At 63.8% G+C, this 26,029-nt stretch carries 21 protein-coding genes; 11 read left to right on the forward strand and 10 right to left on the reverse strand.

The genetic code is table 11. The annotated features are described in order from the left end of the window. The first annotated feature begins 216 nt into the window (after positions 1–216). On the forward strand, positions 217–822 hold the full coding sequence (locus AC0L3A_RS27250; RefSeq protein ID WP_007599733.1) for a GNAT family N-acetyltransferase: 606 nt from the start codon (positions 217–219) through the stop codon (positions 820–822). 283 nt (positions 823–1,105) lie between these two features. Here AC0L3A_RS27250 and AC0L3A_RS27255 read toward each other — a convergent pair whose 3' ends face one another. Continuing rightward, entirely contained in the window at positions 1,106–1,525 is a 420-nt protein-coding gene (locus AC0L3A_RS27255; protein WP_007599735.1) for a DUF6636 domain-containing protein, read from the reverse strand. 118 nt (positions 1,526–1,643) lie between these two features. On the opposite strand from AC0L3A_RS27255, the gene AC0L3A_RS27260 reads away from it, so the two are divergent. Continuing rightward, positions 1,644–2,273, forward strand: a complete 630-nt coding sequence (locus AC0L3A_RS27260) for a glutathione S-transferase family protein (protein ID WP_035995420.1) — start codon at positions 1,644–1,646, stop codon at positions 2,271–2,273. A gap of 284 nt (positions 2,274–2,557) precedes the next feature. Here the strand turns inward: AC0L3A_RS27260 and AC0L3A_RS27265 are convergent, their stop codons facing one another. The 5 genes from AC0L3A_RS27265 to metF form a co-directional block, all read right to left on the reverse strand. Then, positions 2,558–3,565, reverse strand: coding sequence for a DUF3592 domain-containing protein (locus AC0L3A_RS27265; RefSeq protein WP_088941392.1), 1,008 nt, complete (start codon positions 3,563–3,565; stop codon positions 2,558–2,560). 83 nt (positions 3,566–3,648) lie between these two features. Then, positions 3,649–4,416, reverse strand: coding sequence for a hypothetical protein (locus AC0L3A_RS27270; protein ID WP_245285966.1), 768 nt, complete (start codon positions 4,414–4,416; stop codon positions 3,649–3,651). Further along, positions 4,398–4,529 carry a hypothetical protein gene (locus tag AC0L3A_RS27275; RefSeq protein WP_007599743.1) on the reverse strand — a complete coding sequence of 44 codons (132 nt, stop codon included), beginning with the start codon at positions 4,527–4,529 and terminating at the stop codon, positions 4,398–4,400. The genes AC0L3A_RS27270 and AC0L3A_RS27275 overlap by 19 nt, the downstream gene beginning before the upstream one ends. Positions 4,530–5,044: 515 nt before the next feature. Then, positions 5,045–8,908, reverse strand: coding sequence for a methionine synthase (metH, locus tag AC0L3A_RS27280; protein ID WP_007599744.1), 3,864 nt, complete (start codon positions 8,906–8,908; stop codon positions 5,045–5,047). 6 nt (positions 8,909–8,914) lie between these two features. Beyond that, positions 8,915–9,835, reverse strand: a complete 921-nt coding sequence (metF, locus tag AC0L3A_RS27285; protein WP_007599745.1) for a methylenetetrahydrofolate reductase [NAD(P)H] — start codon at positions 9,833–9,835, stop codon at positions 8,915–8,917. A gap of 392 nt (positions 9,836–10,227) precedes the next feature. On the opposite strand from metF, the gene AC0L3A_RS27290 reads away from it, so the two are divergent. Continuing rightward, entirely contained in the window at positions 10,228–11,241 is a 1,014-nt protein-coding gene (locus AC0L3A_RS27290) for an LLM class flavin-dependent oxidoreductase (RefSeq protein ID WP_007599746.1), read from the forward strand. A gap of 45 nt (positions 11,242–11,286) precedes the next feature. On the opposite strand, the gene AC0L3A_RS27295 is transcribed toward AC0L3A_RS27290, so the two are convergent. Together AC0L3A_RS27295 and AC0L3A_RS27300 are read right to left on the reverse strand one after the other, a co-directional pair. Beyond that, positions 11,287–12,132, reverse strand: a complete 846-nt coding sequence (locus AC0L3A_RS27295; RefSeq protein ID WP_007599747.1) for a prephenate dehydratase — start codon at positions 12,130–12,132, stop codon at positions 11,287–11,289. A 21-nt stretch (positions 12,133–12,153) separates the two neighbouring features. After that, positions 12,154–12,894, reverse strand: a complete 741-nt coding sequence (locus tag AC0L3A_RS27300) for a 3-deoxy-manno-octulosonate cytidylyltransferase (protein WP_007599748.1) — start codon at positions 12,892–12,894, stop codon at positions 12,154–12,156. 231 nt (positions 12,895–13,125) lie between these two features. Here AC0L3A_RS27300 and AC0L3A_RS27305 point away from each other — a divergent pair, with 231 nt between their 5' ends. The 6 genes from AC0L3A_RS27305 to AC0L3A_RS27330 all read left to right on the forward strand — a co-directional run bounded on the left by AC0L3A_RS27305 (position 13,126) and on the right by AC0L3A_RS27330 (position 21,615). Further along, on the forward strand, positions 13,126–13,680 hold the full coding sequence (locus AC0L3A_RS27305) for a c-type cytochrome (RefSeq protein WP_007599749.1): 555 nt from the start codon (positions 13,126–13,128) through the stop codon (positions 13,678–13,680). A 209-nt stretch (positions 13,681–13,889) separates the two neighbouring features. After that, on the forward strand, positions 13,890–15,791 hold the full coding sequence (locus AC0L3A_RS27310; RefSeq protein ID WP_007599751.1) for an extracellular solute-binding protein: 1,902 nt from the start codon (positions 13,890–13,892) through the stop codon (positions 15,789–15,791). A gap of 14 nt (positions 15,792–15,805) precedes the next feature. Continuing rightward, positions 15,806–17,686 (forward strand): extracellular solute-binding protein, encoded by a 1,881-nt coding sequence (locus AC0L3A_RS27315; protein WP_473255468.1) that lies wholly within the window; start codon positions 15,806–15,808, stop codon positions 17,684–17,686. Beyond that, positions 17,683–18,792, forward strand: coding sequence for a microcin C ABC transporter permease YejB (locus AC0L3A_RS27320; RefSeq protein WP_007605353.1), 1,110 nt, complete (start codon positions 17,683–17,685; stop codon positions 18,790–18,792). The genes AC0L3A_RS27315 and AC0L3A_RS27320 overlap by 4 nt, the downstream gene beginning before the upstream one ends. After that, a complete protein-coding gene (locus AC0L3A_RS27325; protein WP_007599755.1) occupies positions 18,792–19,973 on the forward strand; it encodes an ABC transporter permease in 1,182 nt (393 codons plus the stop codon). The genes AC0L3A_RS27320 and AC0L3A_RS27325 overlap by 1 nt, the downstream gene beginning before the upstream one ends. Before the next feature lie 4 nt (positions 19,974–19,977). Then, on the forward strand, positions 19,978–21,615 hold the full coding sequence (locus AC0L3A_RS27330; RefSeq protein WP_473255469.1) for an ABC transporter ATP-binding protein: 1,638 nt from the start codon (positions 19,978–19,980) through the stop codon (positions 21,613–21,615). A 6-nt stretch (positions 21,616–21,621) separates the two neighbouring features. Here the strand turns inward: AC0L3A_RS27330 and AC0L3A_RS27335 are convergent, their stop codons facing one another. Together AC0L3A_RS27335 and AC0L3A_RS27340 are read right to left on the reverse strand one after the other, a co-directional pair. Then, on the reverse strand, positions 21,622–22,476 hold the full coding sequence (locus AC0L3A_RS27335; protein WP_473255470.1) for a C40 family peptidase: 855 nt from the start codon (positions 22,474–22,476) through the stop codon (positions 21,622–21,624). Further along, positions 22,469–23,842 (reverse strand): leucyl aminopeptidase family protein, encoded by a 1,374-nt coding sequence (locus AC0L3A_RS27340; protein ID WP_473255471.1) that lies wholly within the window; start codon positions 23,840–23,842, stop codon positions 22,469–22,471. Before AC0L3A_RS27340 ends, AC0L3A_RS27335 begins: the two co-directional genes overlap by 8 nt. Positions 23,843–24,042: 200 nt before the next feature. Here AC0L3A_RS27340 and AC0L3A_RS27345 point away from each other — a divergent pair, with 200 nt between their 5' ends. Further along, the gene (locus AC0L3A_RS27345) at positions 24,043–24,246 is read left to right on the forward strand and encodes a hypothetical protein (protein ID WP_007599763.1); all 204 of its coding nucleotides are present in this window, start codon (positions 24,043–24,045) and stop codon (positions 24,244–24,246) included. 265 nt (positions 24,247–24,511) lie between these two features. Beyond that, the gene (locus tag AC0L3A_RS27350) at positions 24,512–26,026 is read left to right on the forward strand and encodes a metallophosphoesterase family protein (RefSeq protein ID WP_473255472.1); all 1,515 of its coding nucleotides are present in this window, start codon (positions 24,512–24,514) and stop codon (positions 26,024–26,026) included. The last annotated feature ends 3 nt before the right edge of the window (positions 26,027–26,029 follow it).

Here is a 26,029-nt window from a genome sequence, read left to right on the forward strand (position 1 = left end):
AGCGATTACCCTGACGCCGCGATGAACGAGGCGTATCCACAAACTCCGCCGTCGTCCTGGCGAAAGCCAGGACCCATAACCACCGTGCTAAGTTGCCTTTGACCGCTGTCGGCCCCAGCCTGCCGCAACGGCGACCAGCTGTGGTAATGGGTCCTGGCTTTCGCCAGGACGACCCGGAATGTGTGGCCGGCGCTCAGCTTCAACGGGACGCATCCCATGATCCTCCCCGACGGCTATTCCGACATCCCCGCCGGCAAGATCGTTGCCGTCGTCACCCATCTCGAGATGACCGCGCGCCCTGCGCGCCGCGCCGATCCGCCGGGCGCTCCATCAGGTCTTTGGACCCTGCGCAAGGTCGATACCCCCGCGCTTCATTGGTATCGCGACCTCCATCGTCGCGTTGGCGAGGAGTGGTTGTGGTTTTCGCGGGCGCGCATGAACGACGCCGAGCTCGCCGCAATCATCCACGCACCGGGCGTCGAGGTCTATGGGCTTGTCGTGGACGGCCACGATGAAGGCCTGCTGGAGCTGGACTTTCGCGAGGCCGGCCAGTGCGAGCTCGTGTATTTCGGTGTCACCGCGAAACTGATCGGGAGCGGTGCCGCCCGCTTCCTGATGAACCGCGCGCTTGAGCTCGCATGGTCACGCGACCTGTCCCGCGTCTGGGTGCACACCTGCACCTTCGATCATCCGTCGGCCGTCGCGTTCTACCAGCGCTCGGGCTTCCGCCCGTTCCGCCGCCAGATCGAGATCGCCGACGACCCGCGCCTCGATGGCACCGCGCCACGGACCGCGGCCAAGCATGTGCCGATCATCGGCTAGTGCGCAGCTGCCTTCCGACCGTCAGTGCGAGGAGCCATTGCGACGAAGCAATCCAGACTGTTTCCGTGGAAAGATACTGAGCCTCCCCTAAATCGGTGGCTGGATTGCTTCGCTGCGCTCGCAAGGACGGAGTGTGGCGGTGTCGTCGCGTTTCATTAGGGCTACGCGCTCCCAAGTTGACGCGACGCAAGCAATCAAGCCTCGGAAGCGTAGCCCGGTTGGAGCGGAGCGAAATCCGGCACAGCGTCCCCGCATTCCGCTCCGCTCCATGCGGGCTACACGCTCAAAACACCTCCTGCTTCGCCCGCGCCAGCGAGAACCCGCGCTGCATCGCATTGAAGCACGTCAGCCCCGTCGGCTCCGACCGGCACGTAAACCCCGCGCGCTGCCAGACCTCGCCATAGGACAGCACCGGCAATGACGGGTCCATGATGGTGTCGCCGACGCAGATGCGGCCTGCGCTGCCTTTCGCGCTCATCTCGAAGGCGTTGCCCCATTCCAGCTCGCAATCGGCCGGACGGCGCGGCCGCGTGTCCAGGTTCATGATGTCGCAGCGGAGCACGCCTTGACCATTGTCAGTGAAGAACTGGCAGGCGATGTTTTTCGACGGCGTCTGAAAGCCGATCGGACGGTCCTGCGCGTGGGCGAGGCTCGCGGCCAGCAGGGAGAGCCCGAGTGCGACCGTTGCAAGTCGTTGCGTCATGCATGCTCCTGCGCCCAGCTCTGCCATGCCCGGACTTGATCCGGGCATCCATCGCTTCCTAATCTGAGAAGAGATGGATTGCCGGGTCAAGCCCAGCAATGACAAAGGCTGCCAAACCATGTTCCTGATCGGCCAATACGATTCCCCCTTCGTCCGCCGCGTCGCGATCGCGCTGCGGCTTTACGGCCTCGCCTTCGAGCACAAGCCGTGGTCGACCTTTGGCGATGCCGACAAAATCGCGCCCTATAACCCGCTGCGCCGCGTGCCGACGCTGGTGCTCGACGATGGCGAGGCGCTGATCGAGAGCACGGTCATCCTCGATTATCTCGATGAATTGGTAGGGCCGGAGAAGGCGATGCTGCCGCGCTCCGGCGCCGAGCGCCGGCGTCATTTGCGCATCTGCGCGCTCGCCTCCGGTCTCGGCGACAAGGCGGTCAGCCTGCTCTACGAGCGCGTGCTGCGGAAGGAGCAGCTTGCGCTGTGGGTCGAGCGCTGCCAGGCGCAGATCGCGGACGTGCTGAAAGCGCTGGAGGCCGAGCGCGCCAGGGTGACCACGCCATACTGGCTGGGCGATCGTATCGGCCACGCCGACGTTGTGGTCGCCTGCGTCGTCCGCTTCACCCGTGAGGCGCACCCGCTTCTGTTCGAGCCATCGCGCTATCCGTCGCTATCGGCGCATGCCGACGCTTGCGAGGCGCTGGCGCCGTTCCGGGAGATCGTGCAACCGCTGGCACCGCCGAAGGGGTGAGGCTCTTTCAATCTCTCCCGCGGGCGGTAGGGCCATCGCATATGAAGAAGCATATGGCTGGAAGCTCGGCTGCGGCCATCCTTCGAGACGCCCGCCTGCGGCGGGCCCTCAGGATGAGGGATGCGTATGCGGCAGCACTTCACGCGGATGGATGCAGCTGAGCCTCATCCTGAGGAGGCCGCGAAGCGGCCGTCTCGAAGGACGAGGCGCTCGCTCGGGCGCCGCTGAGACGTCATATGCGTTTGTCCTTCAGCCAGGGGGGAGAGGCGAACCGAGAAGCGCCGCTACGCGAACCCGACCTTGATCAGGATCATCAGGAAAAGGCCGCCGACGACCGCGCAGACCGCGGCACCGATCAGCGGCCCCAGCGCGCCCTCCCGGCGTGCCGGCTCCAGCACGGCCTGCCCCGGCTGGTCCGGATCGTAATAGACCTGGACGCTCTTCCCGGGCCGATATTTCGCAGCGCCCTCTTCGGCGACCTCGCGCAGGCCGGAGATCATGGTGCCGTTCCAATCGACTTCGGTGCCGATGAAGTCGCGCTTGCCGACCCTGTAGGCGTAGCGCAGGTCGACCTGATAGCGGTGGACGAGCTTTGATGTCGTCGGTCGATTGTCGTGCTCGGTCTTCTCTTCGATGATTTCCTCGATCACGTCGCAATGGATGACCCTGCCCGACGCGGTCGGCCAGCGCAGGCTGGCGCTCGCCAGCCGGCGCGTCCGGACATAATCGGCGGCGAAGAACACCCCGCCCACGAGCACGATGATCGGCACCGCGAACGCGAATAGCGGGACGCCCTTGTCGGCGTAGAGCACGTGGCCTGCGAACGAATGCGCGGTCAGGGTGGCGGCGATAATTCCGAACACCAACGTGAACGCCACCAGCGCCGCGACGTTCTGCGCGGCGGCGGGCTCCAGCAGCGCCTCGGTCGGTTGCTTCGGATCGACATGGACCTCGACATGGGCGCCGACCGGATAGCGTCCGGTCAGTTTTGCGGCCAAGACCCTCGTCGTGATGACGGGGCCGCCGACAAAGATCTTGTCGCTTTCCAGCTCCTGGCCGCCGGCCTGATAGCGATAGCGGATGATGGGCTTGGCGTCGTTCCGATCGTCCGAGGAATGCGCCGCCGGCTGGTCGACTCGGGAGACCGTGATGATGCCCTCCACCTTGTCCCAGCTCCGCGCGGCCACCATCCGGCCGCGCATGCGGACCAGGTTGAACAGCGTCAATCCAAACAGCAGCACGGCGATGCCGGCGGCAATCTGTGTCCACATCAATTGTTGGGCGTTCAGCATCCGATTCCCCTGCGCTTCGGCGGCGACCGCCATTGGTCGCAGCGAACGCGGGTTGCGTTCATGGCAGGGGTGCGGCGCCGATCCTATCTCCTCGTGCAGGGCTTGATCTCGCCCGAGGCAGAGTGCATCACGATCGGATTGGGCGACAGTCTGATGCCAAAGAACAATTGAGAGCCGGAGACCTTGTCGTTCGTCCCCTCATGGACGTCCAGATCGAGCTTCGTCGCGATCTCGGAGGTCAGTTTGGCCCTCTCCTCCATCGAAATCGCGTTGTGATATTTGATTTCGTAGACGACGTCGGCCTCCAGCACGGACCGCGTCTGGCACACGACGCCGCCGCTCGAAACGTTCTGAGTGACCGCGTCCTCACACTCGGCCTTCAGCAAGGCGTTGCGGGCCGAGATCAGCGACTCGTCGGATATCAGCAGAATGCTGGCATTCTCGAGCTTGAGGTTGACGGCCTCGACCTGCTGCATTCCGGCGAGGGCCGACAGCTTGTCCTTGACCTGGGCCGACACGTCGAGCCTCTTCTCGAGCGACTGCTTCAGGTCCCGGTCGACGGTCCGCGATTTCTGGATCTTGCCGGTCAGCAGCGTTGGATCGACATCACAAGTCGGATGCAGCTCCAGCCGGCCGTTGCTCAGATACTCGATGGTGTTGATCGTGCCGGGGCCGCCGAACGTGCTTGGCGGCACCACCTCGAAATATCCGGTCTCGGAGAGGATGGCCGTGATCGTCTGCTTCTTCCGCGGGAATCCGGCGTAGACCGCGACCATCACGAGGCCGATCGCGACGAAGACTCCGCTACCAAGCCAAAGCCATTTGCGGCTTGCTATTTTCCCGGGCAGCACAACTGATTTTTCTCGCCGCATGGCACATAGCCTTTCGGACAGTCCGCCGCGGCAATCGTGGGCAGCACGACGAGAGCGATCGCGGCGAGGAACGGTGCAATGAACTGCTTCATTTGTTCGATCCCAAGCAAATCGTCGGTTGAAGGTAGTAGGCCGAGAGAGTAGCGAACCAAGGTTGAGCGGACAAGTGAACGAGTTCACAAGCGGCCGATTCTTGCGAGGGCGCATCCGCAGCTGTTCGATGTGCTGCGTCGTTCCGGTACAGGCTGAGCATTTGCTTCACCAATGTCGTCCTGGCGAAAGCCAGGACCCATGACCCAAATGGGTCATTTGGCGAAGATTGGTCGTTCGGTATTACCAGCGATGGTCACCGATGGATCACGCGGTATGGGTCCTGGCCTTCGCCAAGACGACACCGAACGGACGACACCGAACGTGTGGTACGCGCGCATGATCGCGACGGACGAGGCAGCGAGTGTCAAACGGGCGCGGTCGGCGATCATGCATTCATACAGGTGTTTTGCCCGACGCCGCAAGTCATTTCGGCAAGACCGAAATTTATCGAGCTTTTTCAACCCCATGTCTACTGTGCATGGGGTTGATTTCTCGCTTTTTGTTTGGAGGGCGCCTAACCCGCGCCCGCGCGCTTCTTCTGCCAGACCAGGTGCACCGCGCAGGTGCAGCCCGGCGGATGCGAGGCAAGCTCCTTCGACGTCTCGTCGTTCGCCGGCGTTGCCGCGAACGCCGCCTTGTCGCCTGGGCTCTCTCGCGCCGGGATGTAGTTCAGGATCGGCGCGAGCCAGCGCTCGGCCTCGGCGACGCTCATGCCCTTGCGCGCAGCATAATCCTCGACCTGATCGCGCTCGATCTTGCCGACGCCGAAATAATAGCTCTCGGGGCTAGCGAGATAGAGCCCCGACACCGAAGAGCCCGGCCACATCGCAAAGCTCTCGGTCAGCTTCACGCCGGCGGTGTTCTCGGCGTCGAGCAGCTCGAACAGCGTCGCCTTCTCGGTGTGATCGGGCTGCGCGGGATAGCCGGGGGCGGGACGGATGCCCTGGTACTTTTCGAGGATCAACTCGTCGGTCGAGAGCGCCTCGTCGGGCGCATAGGCCCAGAACTCGCGGCGGACGCGGGCATGCATGCGCTCGGCAAAGGCTTCGGCGAGGCGGTCGGCCAGCGCCTTGCACAGGATCGAGGAGTAGTCGTCATTGGCCATCTTGAACCGGTCGGCGACCACATCCTCGCCGATGCCGGCGGTGACGACGAAGCCCCCGACATAATCGGGCACGCCGGTGGTGGCGGGTGCGACGAAGTCGGACAGCGCGGCGTTGAAACGGCCCTCGCGCTTCTCGAGCTGCTGGCGCAGCGTGTGCAGCGTCGCGATCGTCCTGGTCCGGCTCTCGTCGGCATAAAGCACGATGTCGTCGCCCTCTGCATTGGCCGGCCAAAAGCCGACGGTGGCGCGCGCTCGGAACCATTTTTCCTTGACGATCAGGTCGAGCATTTTCCGCGCGTCGTCGTAGAGCGAGCGCGCGACCTCGCCGACCTTGGCATCGCTAAGGATGGCGGGGAAGCGCCCGGCGAGCTCCCAGGTCTGGAAGAACGGCGTCCAGTCGATATAGGGCACCAGCTCGGCGAGATCGTAGTCGTCGAAGCTCCTGGTGCCGAGGAAGGTCGGCTTCACCGGCTTGTTCGCGGCAAAGTCGACCGGCACGCGGTTGGCGCGGGCGGTCGCCAGCTTCAGCCGCTTCTTGTCGGCCTGGGCGCGCATATGCGCGTCCGAGATCTTTGCGTATTCAGCGCGGACTTCGGCGGCATAGGCCTCGCGCCTCTCGGGCGACAGCAGAGCAGACGCAACACCAACGGCGCGGCTGGCGTCGTTGACATGCACCACGGGGCCGGCGCGATAGCTCGGGTCGATCTTCACCGCCGTATGCACACGGCTCGTGGTGGCGCCGCCGATCAGCAGCGGCAGCTTGAGGCCTTCTCGCTGCAATTCTGCGGCGAAGAACGCCATCTCGTCGAGCGAGGGCGTGATCAGGCCGGACAGCCCGACGATGTCGGCCTTCTCCGCCTTCACGGTCTCGACGATCTTGGCTGCCGGCACCATCACGCCGAGGTCGATCACCTCGTAATTGTTGCACTGGAGCACGATGCCGACGATGTTCTTGCCGATGTCGTGGACGTCGCCCTTGACGGTCGCGAGCACGATCTTGCCGGCGGACGAGGAGCCTTCCGTGCCGATGCCGTTGGCGAGATTGCGCGCCTTCTCTTCCTCCATGAACGGCATAAGCCAGGCGACCGCCTGCTTCATCACGCGGGCCGACTTCACCACCTGCGGCAGGAACATCTTGCCGTCGCCGAAGAGATCGCCGACCACGTTCATGCCGGCCATCAGCGGTCCCTCGATCACGTCGAGCGGGCGCGTCGAGGCCTTGCGGGCCTCTTCGGTATCCTGCTCGATGAATTCGGTGATGCCGTGCACCAGCGAATGCGACAGCCGCTTCGCCACCGGCCATTCGCGCCAGGCGAGATCGGCTTCCTTGGTCTGGGTCTTGTTGCCGCGGAATCTTTCCGCGAGCGCCAGCAGACGCTCGGAGGCGCCGGGGTCGCGGTTGAGGATGACGTCCTCGCACACCTGGCGCAATTCGGGATCGATGTCGTCATAGACGATCATCTGCCCGGCATTGACGATGCCCATGTCCATGCCGGCCTTGATGGCATGATACAGGAACACCGAGTGCATGGCCTCGCGCACCGGCTCGTTGCCGCGGAACGAGAATGACAGGTTGGACACACCGCCAGAAATGTGCGCGCCCGGCAGATTCTTGCGGATCCAGCGCGTCGCCTCGATGAAGTCGACGCCGTAATTGTTGTGCTCCTCGATGCCGGTTGCGATCGCGAAAATATTCGGATCGAAGATGATGTCTTCCGGCGGGAAGCCGACGCGGTTCACCAGGATGTCGTAGGCGCGCTTGCAGATCTCGGTCTTGCGGGCGAACGTGTCGGCCTGGCCGACCTCGTCGAACGCCATCACCACGACGGCCGCGCCGTGGCGGCGGGCGATCTTGGCCTCGTGAACGAACTTCTCCTCGCCCTCCTTCATCGAGATCGAGTTGACGACCGGCTTGCCCTGCACGCATTTCAGGCCGGCCTCGATCACCGAGAATTTCGAGGAATCGACCATCACCGGGACTCGGGCGATGTCGGGCTCGGCGGCGACGAGGTTGAGGAAGGTCACCATCGCGGCTTCCGAGTCCAGAAGACCCTCGTCCATGTTGACGTCGATGATCTGCGCGCCGTTCTCGACCTGGTCGCGCGCGACTTGCAGCGCGGCGGTGTAGTCGCCGGCAGTGACCAGCTTGCGGAAGCGGGCGGAGCCGGTGACGTTGGTGCGCTCGCCGACATTCACGAAAGGAATCGCGTCGGTCAGGATGAACGGCTCGAGGCCGGAGAGCCGCAAGCGAGGTTCGATCTCCGGCACGATGCGCGGCTTGTGCGGCGCGACCGCAGCCGCAATCGCCGCGATATGGTCCGGCGTGGTGCCGCAGCAACCGCCGACGATGTTGACCAAACCATCACGCGCGAACTCGCCGACCAGGCGCGCCATGTATTCCGGGGTCTCGTCATACTGGCCGAACTCGTTGGGCAGGCCGGCATTGGGATAGGCACAAACGAGCGTGTCGGCGACGCGGCCGATATCGGCGATATGCGCGCGCAGATCTTCCGCGCCGAGCGCGCAGTTGAAGCCGATGGTGACGGGCTTGGCGTGCTGCACCGAATGCCAGAACGCTTCCGGCAACTGGCCGGACAGCAGGCGGCCGGACTTGTCGGTGATGGTGCCCGACACCATCACGGGCATGTCGATGCCGCGTTCCTCGGTGATCTCGGCGATCGCGTAGAGCGCCGCCTTGGCGTTCAGCGTGTCGAAGATGGTCTCGACCAGCAGCAGATCGACGCCGCCGTCGAGCATGCCGTTGATCTGCTCGCCATAGGATTTGCGCAGATCGTCGAACGTGACGGCGCGGTAGCCGGGATTGGACACGTCGGGCGAGATCGAGGCGGTGCGGTTGGTCGGTCCGATGGCGCCCGCGACGAAGCGCGGCTTGCCGTCCTCGGCCTCGACGCGGCGTGCGGCATTGCCGGCGAGGCGGGCGCCTTCACGCGCCATCTCGTAGACGATGTCGGCGAGATCGTAATCGGCCTGGGCAATCGAAGTCGTGGAGAAGGTGTTGGTGGCGACGATGTCGGCGCCGGCACGCAAATAGGCGGCGTGGATGTCCTCGATCGCCTGCGGCTGGGTCAGGATCAGGAGGTCGTTGTTGCCGCGCAAATCGCGATGGAAGTTCTTGAAGCGCCCGCCGCGGAAGGCGGCTTCGTCGAACTGGAGGTTCTGGATCATCGTGCCCATGGCGCCGTCGAGCACGAGAATGCGCTCGCGCGCGGCGTTGAGCAGGGCGGTTCGCTTGGGAGAGGTGGATACGGTCATGGTGTCTTAAGCCGCCTTCTGCGCGCTCTTGGCGCGGATGCCGAGCAAATGGCTGATCGCGAACACGAGATCGGCGCGGTTCATGGTGTAGAAATGGAAGGTGTCGACGCCGTGCTTGGCCAGCTTCTGCACCTGGCCGGCGGCGACGGTGGCCGCCACCAGCTTGCGGGTCTCGGCGTCGTCGTCGAGGCCCTCGAATTTCGCGGCGAACCAATCCGGCACGGAGGTGCCGGCGCGGGTGACGAAATTGCGAGCCTGCTTGAAATTGTGCATGGGCATGATGCCCGGCACGATCGGGATGTTGATCCCGCGCGCCCGCACGCGGTCGAGATAGCGGAAGTAGAGGTCGTTATCGAAGAACACCTGCGTGATCGCGCGGGTCGCGCCCGCATCGACCTTGGCCTGCAGCGTGTCGATGTCATCGTCGAAGTCGCGCGCCTCGGGATGCTTCTCGGGGTACGCCGACACCGACACCTCGATATCGCCGTGCCGCTTCTTGATGCCGGCGACGAGGTCGGCGGAACTCTGGTAGCCGTCGGGATGGCTGGAGTAGGCCGTGCCGATGCCGCCGGCGGGATCGCCGCGCAAAGCCACGATGTGGCGGACGCCGACCTCGTGATAGCGGTCGACGATCTCGTCGATCTCCCCGCGCGAGGCGCCGACGCAGGTCAGATGCGCGGCCGGCAGCAGCGCGGTCTCTTTCAGGATGCGCGAGATGGTCGCGTGGGTCCGCTCACGGGTCGAGCCGCCGGCGCCATAGGTCACCGAGACGAATTTCGGGTCGAGCGGGGCCAGCCGGTTGATGGTGTCCCAGAGATTGCGCTCCATATCTTCCGTCTTGGGCGGAAAGAACTCGAAGGAGATCGCAGGCCGCTTCAGGTACCCGTCTTGCCCGTCGGTGTGGGCAGGCATCGTCGCGTCAGTCATGGGCACCACTCACTCCAAGGGCTCGCCGGGTCGCTGGCGGCCGGCGGTCAGGTCTAGATTGGGAGAGGTCAAGATAGGCCAAAGCGGCCGCACTCGACAGCCCATCAGTGATGGGAAATTGCCCACTTTACGGGTATAAATTAAGAAACATCTGAGGTAAGAGGTCGAGGTGGGAAGTTCGATTTTAGATAAAATATCTGATATATCAGATATATAATAGAAGAGGGTGGTTCGTTCGGCGCGAATTTATCGGTGGGCAATATGAAAATGATACTATTAGCGCGGTCGCTGTCCCAACACTGCGGCGAAGTCCCGCGAGTCCGCGGCCTGCACGTCAGACCTGCGCGCCCGGCCCATTGCCGCTGCGCCGCTCTCCACTACGTTAGCGCGCCATGATCCCGCTCTCAGTCCTCGACCTCTCCGTCGTCACAAGCGGCACAAAGCCCGCCGCGGCGCTGCGCAACAGCATCGACCTGGCGCGCCATGTCGATGGGCTCGGCTATGTCCGCTACTGGCTCGCCGAGCATCACAATCTCGCCTCTGTCGCTAGTCCGGCGCCCGACGTGATGATCGGGCAAATCGCGGCGGTGACGAAGCACATCCGCGTCGGCTCCGGTGGCGTGATGCTGCCAAATCACGCGCCGCTGGTCGTGGCCGAGCGCTTCAAGATGCTGGAGGCGTTGTTTCCCGGCCGCATCGATCTCGGCCTCGGCCGCGCCCCCGGCACTGACGGTGCCACGGCCTATGCGCTGCGCAGCCGGCTCGACCGCCGCGAAGGCGATGATTTCCTCGAGCGGCTGCACGAATTGATCCTGTGGCAGACCCGGGAATTCCCCTCGGGCCATCCCTACCACAACGTCGTCGCGATGCCCGACGATACGCCGTTGCCGCCGATCTGGCTGCTCGGCTCCAGCGATTATTCGTCGGAGCTCGCCGCGCAGGTCGGCATGGGCTTCGCATTCGCCCATCATTTTGCGTCCCACGATGCGATCGATGCGATGGTGCACTATCGCAATCGTTTTCAGCCCTCGGCCTGGAGTGCGAGTCCGCGCGCGATCCTCGCGGTCGCCGTCATCACGGCCGACACCGATGACGAAGCCGAAAAGCTCGCCGCGTCTTTCGACCTCAACCGCCTGCGCCGCGACCGCGGCCAGTATCTTCCGTTGCCGAGCGTCGAAGAGGCGCTGGCCTATCCCTATAGCGACTCGGAGCGCATCTCGATCCGGCGCAACCGCTCGCGCCTGTTCGTCGGCAGCGCTGCAACCGTGCAGAAGACACTCCAGCCGTTGATCGACGCGAGCAAGCCGGACGAGTTGATGGTGATCACCGCCGTGTACGATCACGAGGCGCGCAAGAAATCGTATTCGCTGCTGGCGGAGGCGTTCGGACTTAAGGCGGTCGGATAAGGCTCTCGTGCCCCGGCTCGCGCTTCGCGCGTCCGGGACACGGGACTATTCCATCGTCGCGCGGAACGGGTGGCCTGGATACACGCCGACGATGCGGAATTCGCGCGAGAAGAATTTCAGCTCCTCGATCGCGAAAGCGAGGCCCTTGTCCTCGGGGTGGCCGTCGACGTCGGCGTAAAACTGGGTGGCGAAGAAATTGCCGTCGACCATGTAGCTCTCGAGCTTGGTCATGTTGACGCCGTTGGTGGCAAAGCCACCGAGCGCCTTGTAGAGCGCGGCCGGCAAATTGCGCACCCGGAACACAAAAGTCGTGACCAGCGGACCGGAGCCCTGTGCGGCCCATTTCGGTTCGCGCGCCAGCACCACGAAGCGCGTGGTGTTGTGGGCCTCGTCCTCGATGTCCTCGGCCAAAATGTCGAGGCCGTAAATCTTTGCGGCCAGGCGCGAGGCGATCGCGGCCACCGTCTTGTCGTTGCGCTCGGAGATGTCGCGGGCGCTGCCGGCGGTATCGGCGTGCACGATTGGCTTGATGCCGAGCTTGCGGATGATGCGCCGGCACTGGCCTAGCGCGTGCACATGGCTTTCGACGCTCTTGATGTCTTCGAGCCGGGTGCCCTTCACCGCCATCAGCTGATGCCGGACCGGCAGAAACCATTCGCCAATGATGAAGAGGCCGGAGGCCGGCAGCAAATGATGGATGTCGGCGACGCGGCCCGCGACCGAATTCTCGATCGGGATCATACCGAGGTCGGCTTCGCCCGACGAGATCGCCGACAATGCGTCCTCGAAGGTGGCGCAGGGCATCGGCTCGGCGTCGGGATAGGCCTCGACGATGGCGATGTGGGAATTGGCGCCAGGCTCGCCCTGGAATGCGATTTTCAGCTTGCTCATGCTCGGCCTTGTAACAGCGGCTCAGGATTTGGAAAGGATGCTGCGGGCGGTTTCCAGGTCCGCCGGCGTGTCGACCCCGCGGGGTACGGTATCGACAATGGTGAAGTCGATGCGCATTCCGGCCTCGAGCGCCCGGAGCTGCTCGAGCTTCTCCTGCAATTCCAGCGGCGAGGGCGGGAGCCGGACGTAGCGTTCCAGCGCGGCACGGCGATAGGCATAGAGACCGATATGGTGGTAGCGCGGTCCGTCGCCGGTCGGGGCGGTTGCGCGGGTGAAATAAAGTGCGCGCATACGTCTGCCGCCGAGCGAGGTCCCGATCGCCTTCACGACGCTCGGCGCGAGGTCCTCCTCCTCGGTGTGGATCTGCGAAGCCAGCGTTGCAATGTCCACGACGGGGTCTTGCAGCGGCGGCAGCACCTCGCGGATGTTGTCGATCGTGATGGTCGGGAAATCGCCCTGCAGATTGACCACGATCTCGGCTTTGCCGTCCGGATCGAGCTTCAGCATGGCCTCGTGGATGCGGTCGGAGCCGGACGGGTGCTCCGGGCGGGTCATCACGGCCTCGCCGCCATGGGCGGTCACGACGGACGCGATCTCCGCCGTGTCGGTTGCGACCGCGACCCGGCCTATCCCGGCGGCTTCGGCACGGCGCATGACGTGCACGATCATCGGCTGCCCCGCGATATCGGCGAGCGGCTTGCCGGGCAGGCGGGTGGCGGCCATGCGGGCCGGAATAAGCACCAGGATGCGGGGATCGATCATGATTCAAGGGCCTGGGTTCAAGGGCCTGGAAACGAGGCGTTTTCCGCGCCGAGAAATGGGTGGGGACGGGCGTGAAGCCCGCTCGCTTATACGGGTTGCCAGACCCCGGGCAAACCGATATCTCAATGGCAAAACTCGGGGAAACAGTAAGGAACGTTGATTCTCCGAGGCTCGTCCTGGCGGCCGCATTGGGCCGCTCGATCCTTCTTGCGGTGTGGGGCCTGGCCGGAAATGGACTCTTTCGAACTGAACAAGATTCTCGGTGCCGTGCTCGGCACCTGTCTCCTTCTGCTGGTGACGAGCTTCACCGCCCAGGCGTTGTTCTCGCCCAAGATGCCGGAAAAGCCGGGCTTCGAGATCGCAGTGAAGGAAGACGCCGGCCACGGCAAGGAAGGCGGCGCTGCCCCCGCGGCCGCCGAGCCGATCGAAAAGCTGCTCCAGACCGCCTCGGTCGAGAAGGGCGCCGCCGCCGCCAAGAAGTGCGGCGCTTGCCACACCTTCGAGAAGGGCGGCCCGAACCGTGTCGGTCCGAACCTCTATGGCGTCGTCGGCGACCATGTTGGCGAAGGTCGCGGCGGCTTCAACTTCTCGGCAGCGATGAAGGCCAAGGGCGGCACGTGGGACTTCGATGCGCTCAACAAATTCATCGCCAATCCCAAGGCGGCTGTCCCGGGCACCGCGATGGGCTTTGCCGGCATCCCGAAGGATAGCGAGCGCGCCGACGTGATCGCTTACCTGAACAGCCTCTCCGACAGCCCGAAGCCGCTGCCCACCGCGGCGAAGTAAGGCCTATCGACTTCGCTCTTCGTAAGCGGCCAGGCTGAAAAGCCTGGCCGTTTGCTTATCCGGGCCTCGCGGCGTTGTTATCGGGGCGTTTGGCCGCAGCGATCGGCCAGCCGGCCTTCCAAGATGAGGAAAAAGCAACATATTCCGTCGAAACCTCGCCTATATTGGGAACTTAAAGGAGTAGCCTCCTTCAAGACAGGAATGTTGATTTGGCCCTTACCCGACGCGATCTCCTGCTCACTGGCACTGCTGCCGTAACGCTCCCCGCCCTTGGTTCCGTAGCGGGCCTTCCCGCCGTCGGCGTGGCACACGCGCAATCCGCCAACGAGCCCACCTGGCGCCATGCTCTGTCGCTGTTCGGACAGGTCAAATACCCCGCGGACTTCAAGCGCTTCGACTACGTCAATCCGGAAGCGCCAAAAGGCGGCGTCGCGCGCCAGATCGCCGTCGGCACATTCGACAATTTCAACATCGTCGTCTCCGGTGTGAAGGGGCAAGTCGCCGGCGCCGTAGCATTCATCTACGAATCCCTCACGACGGCCGCGCTCGACGAAGTCTCGACCGAATACGGCGCGCTGGCCGAGGCCGTCAGCCATCCGGATGATTTCTCCTTCGTGACTTACCGCTTGCGGCCGCAAGCCAAATGGCACGACGGCAAGCCGGTTACCGCGGATGACGTGATCTTCTCGCTCGATTCCTTCAAGAAGCACCACCCGCAGTACTCGGCGTATTACAGCCATGTGGTGAAGGCCGAGAAGGTCGGCGAGCGCGAGGTGAAATTCGTGTTCGACGCGCCGGGCAACCGCGAACTGCCGCAGATCGTCGGGCAGCTCACAGTCCTGCCGAAGCATTGGTGGGAGGGCACCGACGCGCAGGGCCGCAAGCGCGATGTCTCCGCCACCACGCTCGAAGTGCCGCTGGGTTCGGGCCCCTACCGGGTCAAGGAATTCGTTGCCGGACGGTCGATCGCGCTGGAGCGCGTAAAAGATTATTGGGGGCGCGACCTCGCGGCCAATGTGGGCCGTAATAATTTCGACGAGCTGCGCTACGAGTATTTCCGCGACGCCACCGTGGCGATCGAGGCCTTCAAGGCCGATCAGGTCGATTGGCGCACCGAGAACAGCGCGAAGAACTGGGCGACAGCCTACGACTTCCCGGCCGTCACCGAAAAGCGCGTGATCCTCGAGGAGTTCGCCAATCGCAGCTCGGGTGTCATGCAGGCCTTCGTGCCGAACCTGCGCCGCGCCAAGTTTAAGGATCCGCGCGTGCGACGCGCGCTCAATTACGCGTTCGACTTCGAGGAGATGAACAAGCAGATCTTCTACGGCCAGTACAAGCGCATCAGCAGTTATTTCGACGGCATCGATGAGCTGATGGCGACCGGGTTGCCGCAGGGCAAGGAGCTCGAGATTCTCGAGACGGTCCGCGCCGAGGTTCCGCCCGAAGTCTTCACGACGGCCTATACCAATCCAGTCGGCGGCAGTCCGGAAGCCGTGCGCGACAATCTGCGCGAAGCGCTGCGCCTGTTCAAGGAAGCCGGCTACGAGGTGCGCGACCGCAAGCTGATCGACGTCAAGACCGGCACCCAGTTCTCCCTGGAGTTGCTGAACTCGGATCCGAGTTTCGAGCGGATCACGCTGTTCTATAAGCCCTCGTTAGAACGGCTCGGCATTGCCGTCAGCGTGCGGACGGTGGATCCCACCCAGTACGAGAACAGGACGCGCGAGTGGGATTTCGACATCGTCACCAACTCCTGGGGCGAGTCGCAGTCGCCGGGCAACGAGCAGCGCGAATTCTGGTCCTCGAAGACGGCCGACATCGCCGGTTCACGCAATATTACCGGCATCAAGAATCCAGCTGTCGACAAGCTCATCGAGCGGGTGATCTACGCCAAGGGTCGCGACGATCTCGTCGCGGCAACCAAGGCACTCGACCGCGTGCTCCTGTGGAATCACTACGTCGTGCCGCAGTGGACTTATACGAAGGTCCGCACCGCGCGCTGGGATCGGTTCGGCCGGCCGGCGGAATTACCCAAATACGGTCAGTCCGGCTTTCCGTTCATCTGGTGGTACGACGCGGACAAGGCGGCGCGGATCGCAAAGAAGTCGTGAAGGACATTCTCCGCATGGCGCAGCTTTCACGCCGGCATGTGCTGGCCTTGGGTGCCGGTGGCGCGTTCGGCGTCTCCTGGCTCCGGGGCGCGACAGCGTCCGAGATGCCCGCCGAGGCCCACGGCATGTCGGCCTTCGGCGACCTCAAATATCCCGCCGATTTCCATCACTTCGACTACGTCAATGTCGACGCGCCGAAGGGCGGCACCTTCTCGCTGATTCCGTCGGTGCGCGCCTACAACCAGTCCTACCAAACCTTCAACTCGCTCAATGCCTTCATCCTCAAAGGCGATGGCGCGCAGGGCATGGACATGACGTTTGCGCCGCTGATGGTGCGAGCCAATGACGAACCGGACGGGATGTACGGGCTTGCCGCCAAGTCTGTAAAGATATCGGCAGACAAGCTGGTTTATCGCTTCACGATGCGGCACGAGGCGAAGTTCCACGACGGCACCAAGCTGACCGCGCACGACGCGGCGTTTTCGCTGACGTCGCTGAAGACGAAGGGCCATCCCCTGATCATCGTGCAGATGCGCGATATGGTCAGCGCGGAAGCTGTTGACGATGCGACGCTTGTTGTGACCTTCGCCAAGGGACGCGCGCGCGACGTGCCACTCTATGTGGCGAGTCTGCCGATCTTCTCGAAAGCCTACTATGCCTCCCGTTCGTTCGACGAAACGTCTCTGGAGATCCCGTTGGGTTCGGGGCCGTACAAGGTCGGCAAGTTCGAGGTCAACCGCTACATCGAATACGAGCGCGTCAAGGATTGGTGGGCTGCCGATCTGCCCCCCTGTCGCGGCAGCTACAATTTTGACGTCGTGCGCTACGAATTCTACCGCGACCGCGATGTCGCCTTCGAAGGTTTCACCGGTAAGAACTATCTCTATCGCGAGGAGTTCACCTCTCGGATCTGGGCGACCCGCTATGACTTCCCTGCGGTGAAGGACGGTCGCGTCAAGATGGAGGTCGTGCCCGACGACACGCCCTCCGGCGCGCAAGGATGGTTTATCAACACGCGGCGCGACAAGTTCCGGGATCCCCGCGTGCGCGAGGCACTGATCGACGCCTTCGACTTCGAGTGGACCAACAAGACCATCATGTACGGTGCTTATGCCCGCACGGTGTCGCCATTTCAGAACTCGGACCTCATGGCGAGCGACGGGCCTCCGCCGCCGGAAGAGCTGAAGCTGCTGGAGCCGTTTCGCGGCCAGATTCCCGACGAGGTGTTCGCTGCGCCGTTCACGCCGCCGGTCTCGGACGGCTCCGGGCAGGACCGCAGCCTGCTGCGCAAGGCGCAGCAACTGCTCAGCGACGCCGGCCTGCCGATCAAGGACGGCAAGAGGGTGCTGCCGAACGGCGAGATCTTCAGGATCGAATTCCTGTTGGACGAGGCTTCGTTCCAGCCGCACCATGCGCCCTACATCAAGAATCTCGCGACGCTCGGCATCGAAGCGAGCGTGCGCCTCGTCGATGCCGTGCAATACAAGGCGCGCCAGGAAGATTTCGACTTCGACATCACGATCCAGCGCTTCAGCATGTCGGCGACACCGGGCGATGCTATGCGCGCGTTCTTTTCCTCGCAGGTCGCGGCGACCAAGGGCTCCTATAATCTCGCGGGCGTCGCCAGTCCGGCCATCGACGCCATGATCGAGAAGATCATGGCGGCGGACAATCGCGAGGACTTGACCGTCGCCTGCCGGGCCTTCGATCGGCTGTTCCGCGCCGGCCGTTATTGGGTGCCGCAATGGTACAACAAGACGCACCGGCTTGCTTATTGGGACCAATTCGGTCATCCGCAGAAGCCGCCGCGTTATGCCAACGGCGTCGGTGCCCCCGACATCTGGTGGTACGAGGGCGGCAAGGCCGCCAGGCTCGAGCAGGCGAAACAGCCATGAGCGCCTATATCGCCCGCCGCATCCTGCTGATGATCCCGACCTTGCTCGGGATCCTCTTCGTCTCCTTCATCGTCGTGCAGTTCGCGCCGGGCGGGCCGGTCGAGCGCGTGATCGCGCAGCTCTCGGGCGCCGATACCGGCGGGACCTCGCGCATTTCGGGCGGCAGCGACTTTGCGCAACGCGCCCCGGGGCAGTTAGGCGCTGGCGGCGACGCTATCAATTCGAAATATCGCGGCGCGCAAGGCCTCGATCCCGATTTCATCAAAAAGCTGGAAGTGCAGTTCGGCTTCGACAAGCCGGCCCCGGAGCGCTTCGCACTGATGGTCTGGAATTTCGCCCGCTTCGATTTTGGCAAGAGCTATTTTCGCGATGTCAGCGTGCTGCAACTCGTCAAGGAGAAGTTGCCGGTCTCGATCTCGCTCGGCATATGGCTGACGCTGCTGACCTACCTGATCTCGATTCCGCTCGGCATCCGCAAGGCGGTCAGGGACGGGACGCGCTTCGACACCTGGACGTCGAGCGTGCTCGTGCTCGGCTACGCCATACCCGGGTTCCTGTTCGCGATCCTCTTGATCATCCTGTTTGCCGGTGGCTCGTTCTTCAACTGGTTCCCGCTGCGCGGACTGACGTCAGACGGCTGGTCGCAATTTCCGTGGTACTGGAAGATCATCGATTATTTCTGGCATTTGACGCTGCCGCTGATCGCCATGGGGCTCGGTGCGTTCACCACCATGACGTTCCTGACAAAGAATTCGTTTCTGGACGAGATCCGCAAGCAATACGTGATGACCGCGCGCGCGAAAGGCTGCAGCGAGAATAGGGTGCTCTATGGCCACGTCTTCCGCAACGCGATGCTGATCGTCATCGCCGGCTTTCCCTCGACCTTCATTCACGCTTTCTTCTCGGGCTCGCTTCTGATCGAGACCATCTTCTCGCTGGACGGACTGGGACTGCTCAGTTTCGAGAGCGTTCTCAACCGCGACTACCCCGTGGTGTTCGGCACGCTCTTCATCTTTTCGCTCGTCGGCCTCGTGATCAACCTGATCTCTGACCTGACCTATATGTGGATCGATCCGCGAATCGATTTCGAGGCGCGGGAGGTCTGATGACGCTGGCCGCCCCCACCACGCCGATCGAAACCACTGCGAAGTCGCCGCTCGGCAATGCCGTGCCGATCACGCGCAAACCGTTCGTGCCGTCGCCGCTCAACAGGCGCCGCTGGCAGAATTTCAAGGCGAACCGGCGCGGCTATTGGTCGTTCTGGATCTTCCTGATCCTGTTTGTGGTGTCGCTGTTCGCCGAGCTGATCGCCAATGATCGGCCGTTCCTGATCAAATATGATGGCCACCTTTATTGGCCCTCCGTCGTCACCTATTCGGAAACCACTTTCGGCGGCGATTTCGAAACGGCGGCCGACTATCGCGATCCCTATCTGCAGAAGTTGATCAAGGACAAGGGTGGCAGCATCGTCTGGCCGCTGATCCGCTATTCCTACGACACCCACAATCTCGATCTGCCGACGCCGGCGCCGTCGAAGCCGACCTGGATGCTGACGGAAGCGCAATGCAAGCCTGTCGTCGAGAAGAAAGGCCTCAAGAGCTGCCGCGATCTCGAATACAACTGGCTCGGCACCGACGATCAGGGCCGCGACGTGGTGGCGCGGCTGATCTACGGCTTCCGCATCTCGGTGCTGTTCGGCCTCTGCCTGACCATCGTCTCCTCCATCGTCGGTATCGCGGCCGGCGCGGTGCAGGGCTATTTCGGCGGCTGGATCGACCTGTTGTTCCAGCGTTTCATCGAGATATGGACTGCGATTCCTTCGCTCTATCTACTGCTGATCCTGTCGTCGGTGCTCGTGCCCGGCTTCTTCGTGCTTCTCGGCATCCTGCTGTTGTTTTCCTGGGTGTCGCTGGTCGGACTCGTGCGCGCGGAATTCCTGCGCGGGCGCAATTTCGAGTATATCCAGGCGGCGCGGGCGCTCGGCGTGTCGAACAAGGTCATCATGTTCCGGCATCTGTTGCCGAACGCGATGGTCGCGACCATGACGTTCCTGCCGTTCATCGTGTCGAGTTCGGTGATGACGCTAACGGCGCTCGACTTCCTCGGGTTCGGACTGCCGCCCGGCTCGCCGTCGCTCGGCGAGCTGCTGTCGCAGGGCAAGTCCAACGTGCAGGCGCCCTGGCTCGGTTTCTCCGGCTTCTTCTCGGTCGCCATCATGCTGTCGCTCTTGATTTTCATCGGCGAGGCCGTGCGCGACGCGTTCGATCCGCGCAAGACGTTCAGGTAAGCCAATGGACGCGATCAACCAGCCCCTGCTCAGCGTGCGCGAGCTCTCGGTGGCCTTCCACCAGGGCGGCGTCACCACGCTCGCGGTCGACAAGATCTCGTTCCAGATCAGGCGCGGCGAGTGCGTGGCGCTGGTCGGCGAGTCCGGCTCCGGCAAGTCGGTCAGCGCGCTCTCGATCCTCAAGCTGTTGCCCTATCCGAACGCCTCGCATCCTTCGGGCAGCATCCACTTCAAGGGCCAGGAACTGATCGACCGGTCGGAGCAGGAGATGCGGGAGATTCGCGGCAGCGACATCTCCATCATCTTCCAGGAGCCGATGACCTCGCTCAACCCACTGCACACGATCGAGGCGCAGATCGGCGAGATCATCCAGCTGCACAATCCGACCAGCAATGCCGAGGCGCGCAGGCGGACGCTGGAATTGCTGACGCAGGTCGGCATTCCCGAGCCTGAAATGCGGCTGAAGAGCTATCCACACCAGCTCTCCGGCGGCCAGCGTCAGCGCGTGATGATCGCGATGGCGCTCGCCAACGAGCCTGACCTCTTGATCGCGGACGAGCCGACCACGGCGCTCGACGTCACCGTGCAGGCGCAGATCCTGACGCTGCTCGCGGAGATCCGCAGTCGCCTCGGCATGAGCCTGCTCTTCATCACCCACGATCTCGGCATCGTGCGCCGCATCGCCGACCAGGTCTGCGTCATGAAGGGCGGCGAGATCGTCGAGCAGGGGCCGGTCGAGCAAGTGTTCAAGACCCCGAAGCATCCTTACACGCGCGACCTGCTTGCCGCGGAGCCGAAGCCGGATCCGGCGCCGCCGCAGCCGGATGCGCCGGTGGTGATGTCGGCCGACGACCTGAAAGTCTGGTTTCCGATCAAACGCGGGTTGATGCGCAAGACGGTCGGTCACATCAAGGCGGTCGACGGTGTCAGCATCGCCGTGCGCAAGGGCGAGACGCTTGGCGTCGTCGGCGAGTCCGGCTCGGGCAAGACCACGCTGGGGCTCGCATTGCTGCGGCTGATCTCGTCGAACGGACGCATTGTGTTCCTGGGAAAGGATATCCAGGGCCTGCGCTTCAAGGAGATGCGGCCGTTCCGGCGCGACATGCAGATCGTGTTCCAGGATCCGTTCGGCTCGCTCAGCCCGCGCATGTCGGTCGCCGACATCGTTGCCGAAGGCCTCACCGTGCATCAGCCGCAGCTCTCGCGCGGCGAGCGTGAGGAGCGCGTCGTCAAGGCGCTCGAGGACGTCGGACTGAAGCCGGATACCCGCCACCGTTATCCGCATGAATTCTCCGGCGGCCAGCGCCAGCGCATCAGCATCGCCCGGGCGGTGGTGCTGGAGCCGGATTTCGTCGTGCTGGACGAGCCGACCAGTGCGCTCGACATGCTGATTCAGGCGCAAATGGTCGATCTGCTACGTGAATTGCAGCGCCGGCGCGATCTCACCTACATGTTCATCTCGCACGATCTGCGCGTCGTCGCCTCGCTCGCCAGCCATCTGATCGTGATGCGCGGCGGCAAGGTGGTCGAGGAAGGCCAGGCCGCCGAGCTCTTCAAGAACCCGAAGACGGATTACACGCGCGCGCTGTTTGCGGCGGCGTTCCGGCTGGAGACGGCGGGGAATGGGTCTGCGGCGACTTAGCGTCCGTCAGAGCCGCTTGATCGCGGTGACCTCGCTGCCGGCTTGCTTGATCCTTGCGATGGCCGGCTCGATCGGCTCGATCGCCGTTGCCATGTGATGCGCATTGGCGTGGACCATAGTGTCGGCGTCGCGGACGATGGCGACATGACCCTTCCAGAAAATGAGATCGCCGCGCAGCAAGCTGCTCCGCTCATGCGGCTCCAGCGCGCGGCCGAGGCCGGCCTGCTGCATGTCGCTGTCGCGCGGGCAGCCGATGCCCGCTGATGTCAGCGAGATCTGGACGAGGCCGGAGCAATCGACGCCGAGGCTGCTCTTGCCACCCCAGAGATAGGGCGTGCCGACGAAACGCTCGGCGACTGCGACGAAATCCGGCTCGCGATGGCCAAGCGGGGCGAGATGGGCCTTGGGCAGATAGTGTCGGTCGCCCGTCACGGCGAAGCTGCCGTCCTCGCGTGCAACCGCGATCTTCGATCCCATCACCAGCGTGTCCGCCGGCGGCAGCTTGATCGAGGGGCCGGGGAAGGCAAAGGTTCGTAAAGCCCTGACTATGTGGGTCGGCGCGGCCGCAGGCTTCATGAGCGCTGCGTCCGGCAGCCAGCCGACATAGCCGTCACCGGAAAGCTGACCCCATGCCCAGCCTTCGCTGTTGCGATCGTAGACCGTGACGCGCTCGCCGCGCAACGCTTGCGTCATCAGCATCGCGTTCGGCGACGGCTGCTCGCGCACGGGCGCGATCGCCTCGATCATCTCGAATTCCTCGCCCGTGACGAAGCGATCCGCCTGCACCGTGCCTTCGAGATACTTCGCGGCGAGGTCGCCTCGCGACGGTGTCAGCCTTGGATCTCGTCCCGGATCACGCATAGCGCTCGCTCAGCAATGTGTAGATCGCGCGCGCGGCCTGGCACTCGCCGCCCTCGGGGCGTGCGGGCTTCGCCGACGGCGTCCAGCCGTAGATGTCGACATGCAGCCAGCTCTTGGCCTGTTCGACGAAGCGTTGCAGGAACAGCGCGCAGATGATCGAGCCGGCAAAGCCGCCTGACGGTGCGTTGGTGATGGTGGCCGTCTTGGAGTCCAGCCACGCATCGTAAGGCGGCCACAGTGGCATGCGCCACAACGGATCGTTCTCCCTCGCCGCGCATCGTGCGACGTCGGCGGCCAGCGCCTCATCATTGGTGTAAAAGGGCGGCAAATCCGGCCCCAGCGCGACGCGTGCCGCTCCCGTCAACGTGCCGAGATCGATCAGCAGGTCCGGCTTTTCCTCGTCCGCCAGCGCCAGCGCGTCGGCGAGCACCAGCCGTCCCTCCGCGTCCGTATTGCCGATCTCGACGGTGATGCCCTTGCGCGAGGTGAAGATGTCGAGCGGGCGGAAGGCATTGCCCGCGACCGCGTTCTCCACGGCCGGAATCAGCACGCGCAGTCGCACCTTCAGCTTCGCATCCATCACCATGCGCGCCAGCGCCAGCACGTTGGCGGCGCCGCCCATGTCCTTCTTCATGATCAGCATGCCGCTCGAAGGCTTCAGGTCGAGCCCGCCGGTGTCGAAGCAGACGCCCTTGCCGACCAGCGTCACCTTGGGATGCGCCGGGTCGCCCCAGCCGATGTCGATCAGCCGCGGAGCGCGGCTAGATGCCATGCCGACAGCGTGGATCAGCGGAAAATTCGCCTTCAGGTCATCACCGATGGTGCAGGCAAAGCTTGCGCCGAATTCGGCGGCGAGATCCTGCGCGGCCGCGGCCAGCTCCTCCGGCCCCATGTCATTGGCCGGCGTGTTGATGAGGTCGCGCGCCAGTGTTGCGGCGTCCGCCATGCGGTTGATCTCGGTCGCGTCGACGCCGTCGGGCGGCACGAGGCGGACCTCGGGGCGATCCGCCTTGCGGTACCGGGCGAAGCGGTAGCTGCCGAGCGCGAAGGCGAGTGCGGCGAGCCGTGCATCGTGCGGTGCATTGGCGAAGCGATAGATGCCCGGCGGCAGCAGGCCGGGCAGGGCGCCCGGTCGGAACAGGTCGCGCGATCTTGCACCTTCGTCCTCGAGCCCGAACAGCACTTGCGCGATCGCGCCATCGAGCGCGGGCAGCGCGAGATAGCCGCCCGGCTTTGCGGTAAAGGCGCTCGCAATGGCGAACTGGCGTTGCGCCGCCGGTAGCCCCTCGGCGACCTGATCCCAGCTCGACTTGGTGACGAAGGTGATCGGGATGGCGGTAGGCGACGTCTCGAAGACAGAAGGCATTGGCGGGTCCGGATCCAGATCGAGCGGGTCATACGAACGGACGAGATTTCGCAGAGTTTTGCCGCCGCCGCAATCAGCTTTGCTGCCACCGTTCAGCGATCCGCTACTCGCAGCAAGGGGGCCATGCTAGGTTCCGGCAACGGCCGTCGGGTGCGGAGATCTCCGGCGGCCGACGACAAAGCCGGCCGGGAGGAAATGCAATGGAATTTGTGTGGAGCGTGGTCACATTCATCGGCCAGGCGGTCGAGGCGATTTTTGGCTATGTCGAGCATCATCATTGGATATTCGCGTTCCTTGCCGGCGGTTACGCCTTCTATCTCCACGACCGCTCCGTTCACGCGCGGTTCGATGCACTGGACAAGCGCATTGACGAAATCCGCAAGCGGCTCGCCATCGAATATTGATCAAGTGTGCGAAACCATCATCGGGCGGGCCCGTATCTCATGCCAAGATCCGCGGTTCGCGCGAGCGGCCGCGGGGCTTTACTAGCGCTGCGGTTGTGGCATTATTGGCCAATATTTTAGATTGTGTCGTGCGGGTTCTGCACGTGGCGAAAGTCATTGCTACCTGGCTCATCACGGCCTGAGTTGAAACCGGCCTGAACCTGATCGTCGAAGGCATTTCTCTCATCGTTTGCGCGGCGCGACATTCGCAAATGAGCGACGCAAAATGGATAGATCGTTCGTCATCGTACAGATTTCCGACCTGCATCTGGACGGGTCTGGTCGACTGCTTGCGACGATCGAGACGCTCAATGCCGCAATTCGCGAGAGGATGGCGGACTTCGCGGACATTCCCGATCGCATCCTGCTGATCACCGGCGATATCGTGGACGACCCGACGCCGCCTGCGCTCGACGAAGCGCTCGCAGTCATTGCGTCCTTCCGACAGACCGGGCTGTTCACCGACATCCAGGCAATCGCCGGCAATCACGACGTCAAGCGCTCGAGCCAGCGTGCAGGCCGCTACGACGTCTATGATTACCTGCATTTGCCGCGGACCTCGAAGAGCGTCTACTACCGTCAGGCCGGCCTCGATCTGGTGCTGCTGGATTCCAACCGCGCGAGCCTCACGACGCTCGCGAGCGGCAACGTCGACCAGAGCGCCTATCACGCCATGGTTTCGGATTCCGCGCGGCTGAGCGTCGAGCTCGCGGGCAGCCTCGGCTCGGGCGGCCGCGCCGATTATGCCGAGCCGGTGGAAAACCTCGTGCGCGTGCTGGCGCTGCACCATCATCCACTGCCGCAGGCGACCGGAGAAGGAAAGCGGTTTCTCGGCGTGCCCGACGAACCGCTGATGTATCTCGCCGCGCCCGCGACCTTCCTCGAAGCGGCGACATCGCTCAACGTCGATCTGGTTCTGCACGGACACCGGCATGTCGAAGGGTTGACGCGCTATTCGATTCCCGATCCGCGCGCCATGTCGAGCGAGAGCGATGAAGCATTCTGGCGCACGATCTACGTCTTGTCCTGTCCATCATCGACCGGGCAGGCCGGTGACGACGCCGGCTTCAACGTCATCCATTTCGGCCCGATGTCCCACCCGATGTCCCATGACGGCCGCACCGAGTATCGCTTCGCGATCGCCCGCTACTCACGTCCGCGCAAGGATGGTGTCTTCAGGCTCCTCGATTCCAACCTGCCGCACGGCGTCGTCGGGCTGCCGGCCGGGCGGGATTTTTCCCGAGATCCGGCCGTCCAGTCGGGCATCGAGATCGACGCATGCACGACGCTGAAACGGGATCAGGTCGCGGCATTCGCCCGCCGGCTCCTGCTGCGCCGCGCCTTCTATGCCGATGGCGAGGCGGATTGGGCCGATTTGCTCCACGTCTATCTCGTCACCTCCCACGTCTGGGCAGATCTCGAAAGCAAGTTATCGAGATCCGCACGCAAGCATGAGGTCGACGCCGCGGCCACGGTGACATCGCTGCTGCGTCGGTTGATCGAACAATCTGCAAATGTGCTCGGCATCGACGATTTTCAGCTCGACGAGCTCCGCGCGAGGCGTCTGGTCAATCGTGACGACCTTCGGCGCGAATTGCCGAGGGTGGCGCGCCCGGGTATCGATCTCGAGATCGAGACGCGGCAACGATTGCAATTGCTGCGAGACCTGAACGAGCAGGCAAAGGCGCTCGGTCTCGATCCGGGTCTCGGCGGCAAGGTCCCGCCGCCGGCGCCGCAGTGAGGG

Source organism: Bradyrhizobium sp. MI1.3 (genome assembly GCF_055811695.1).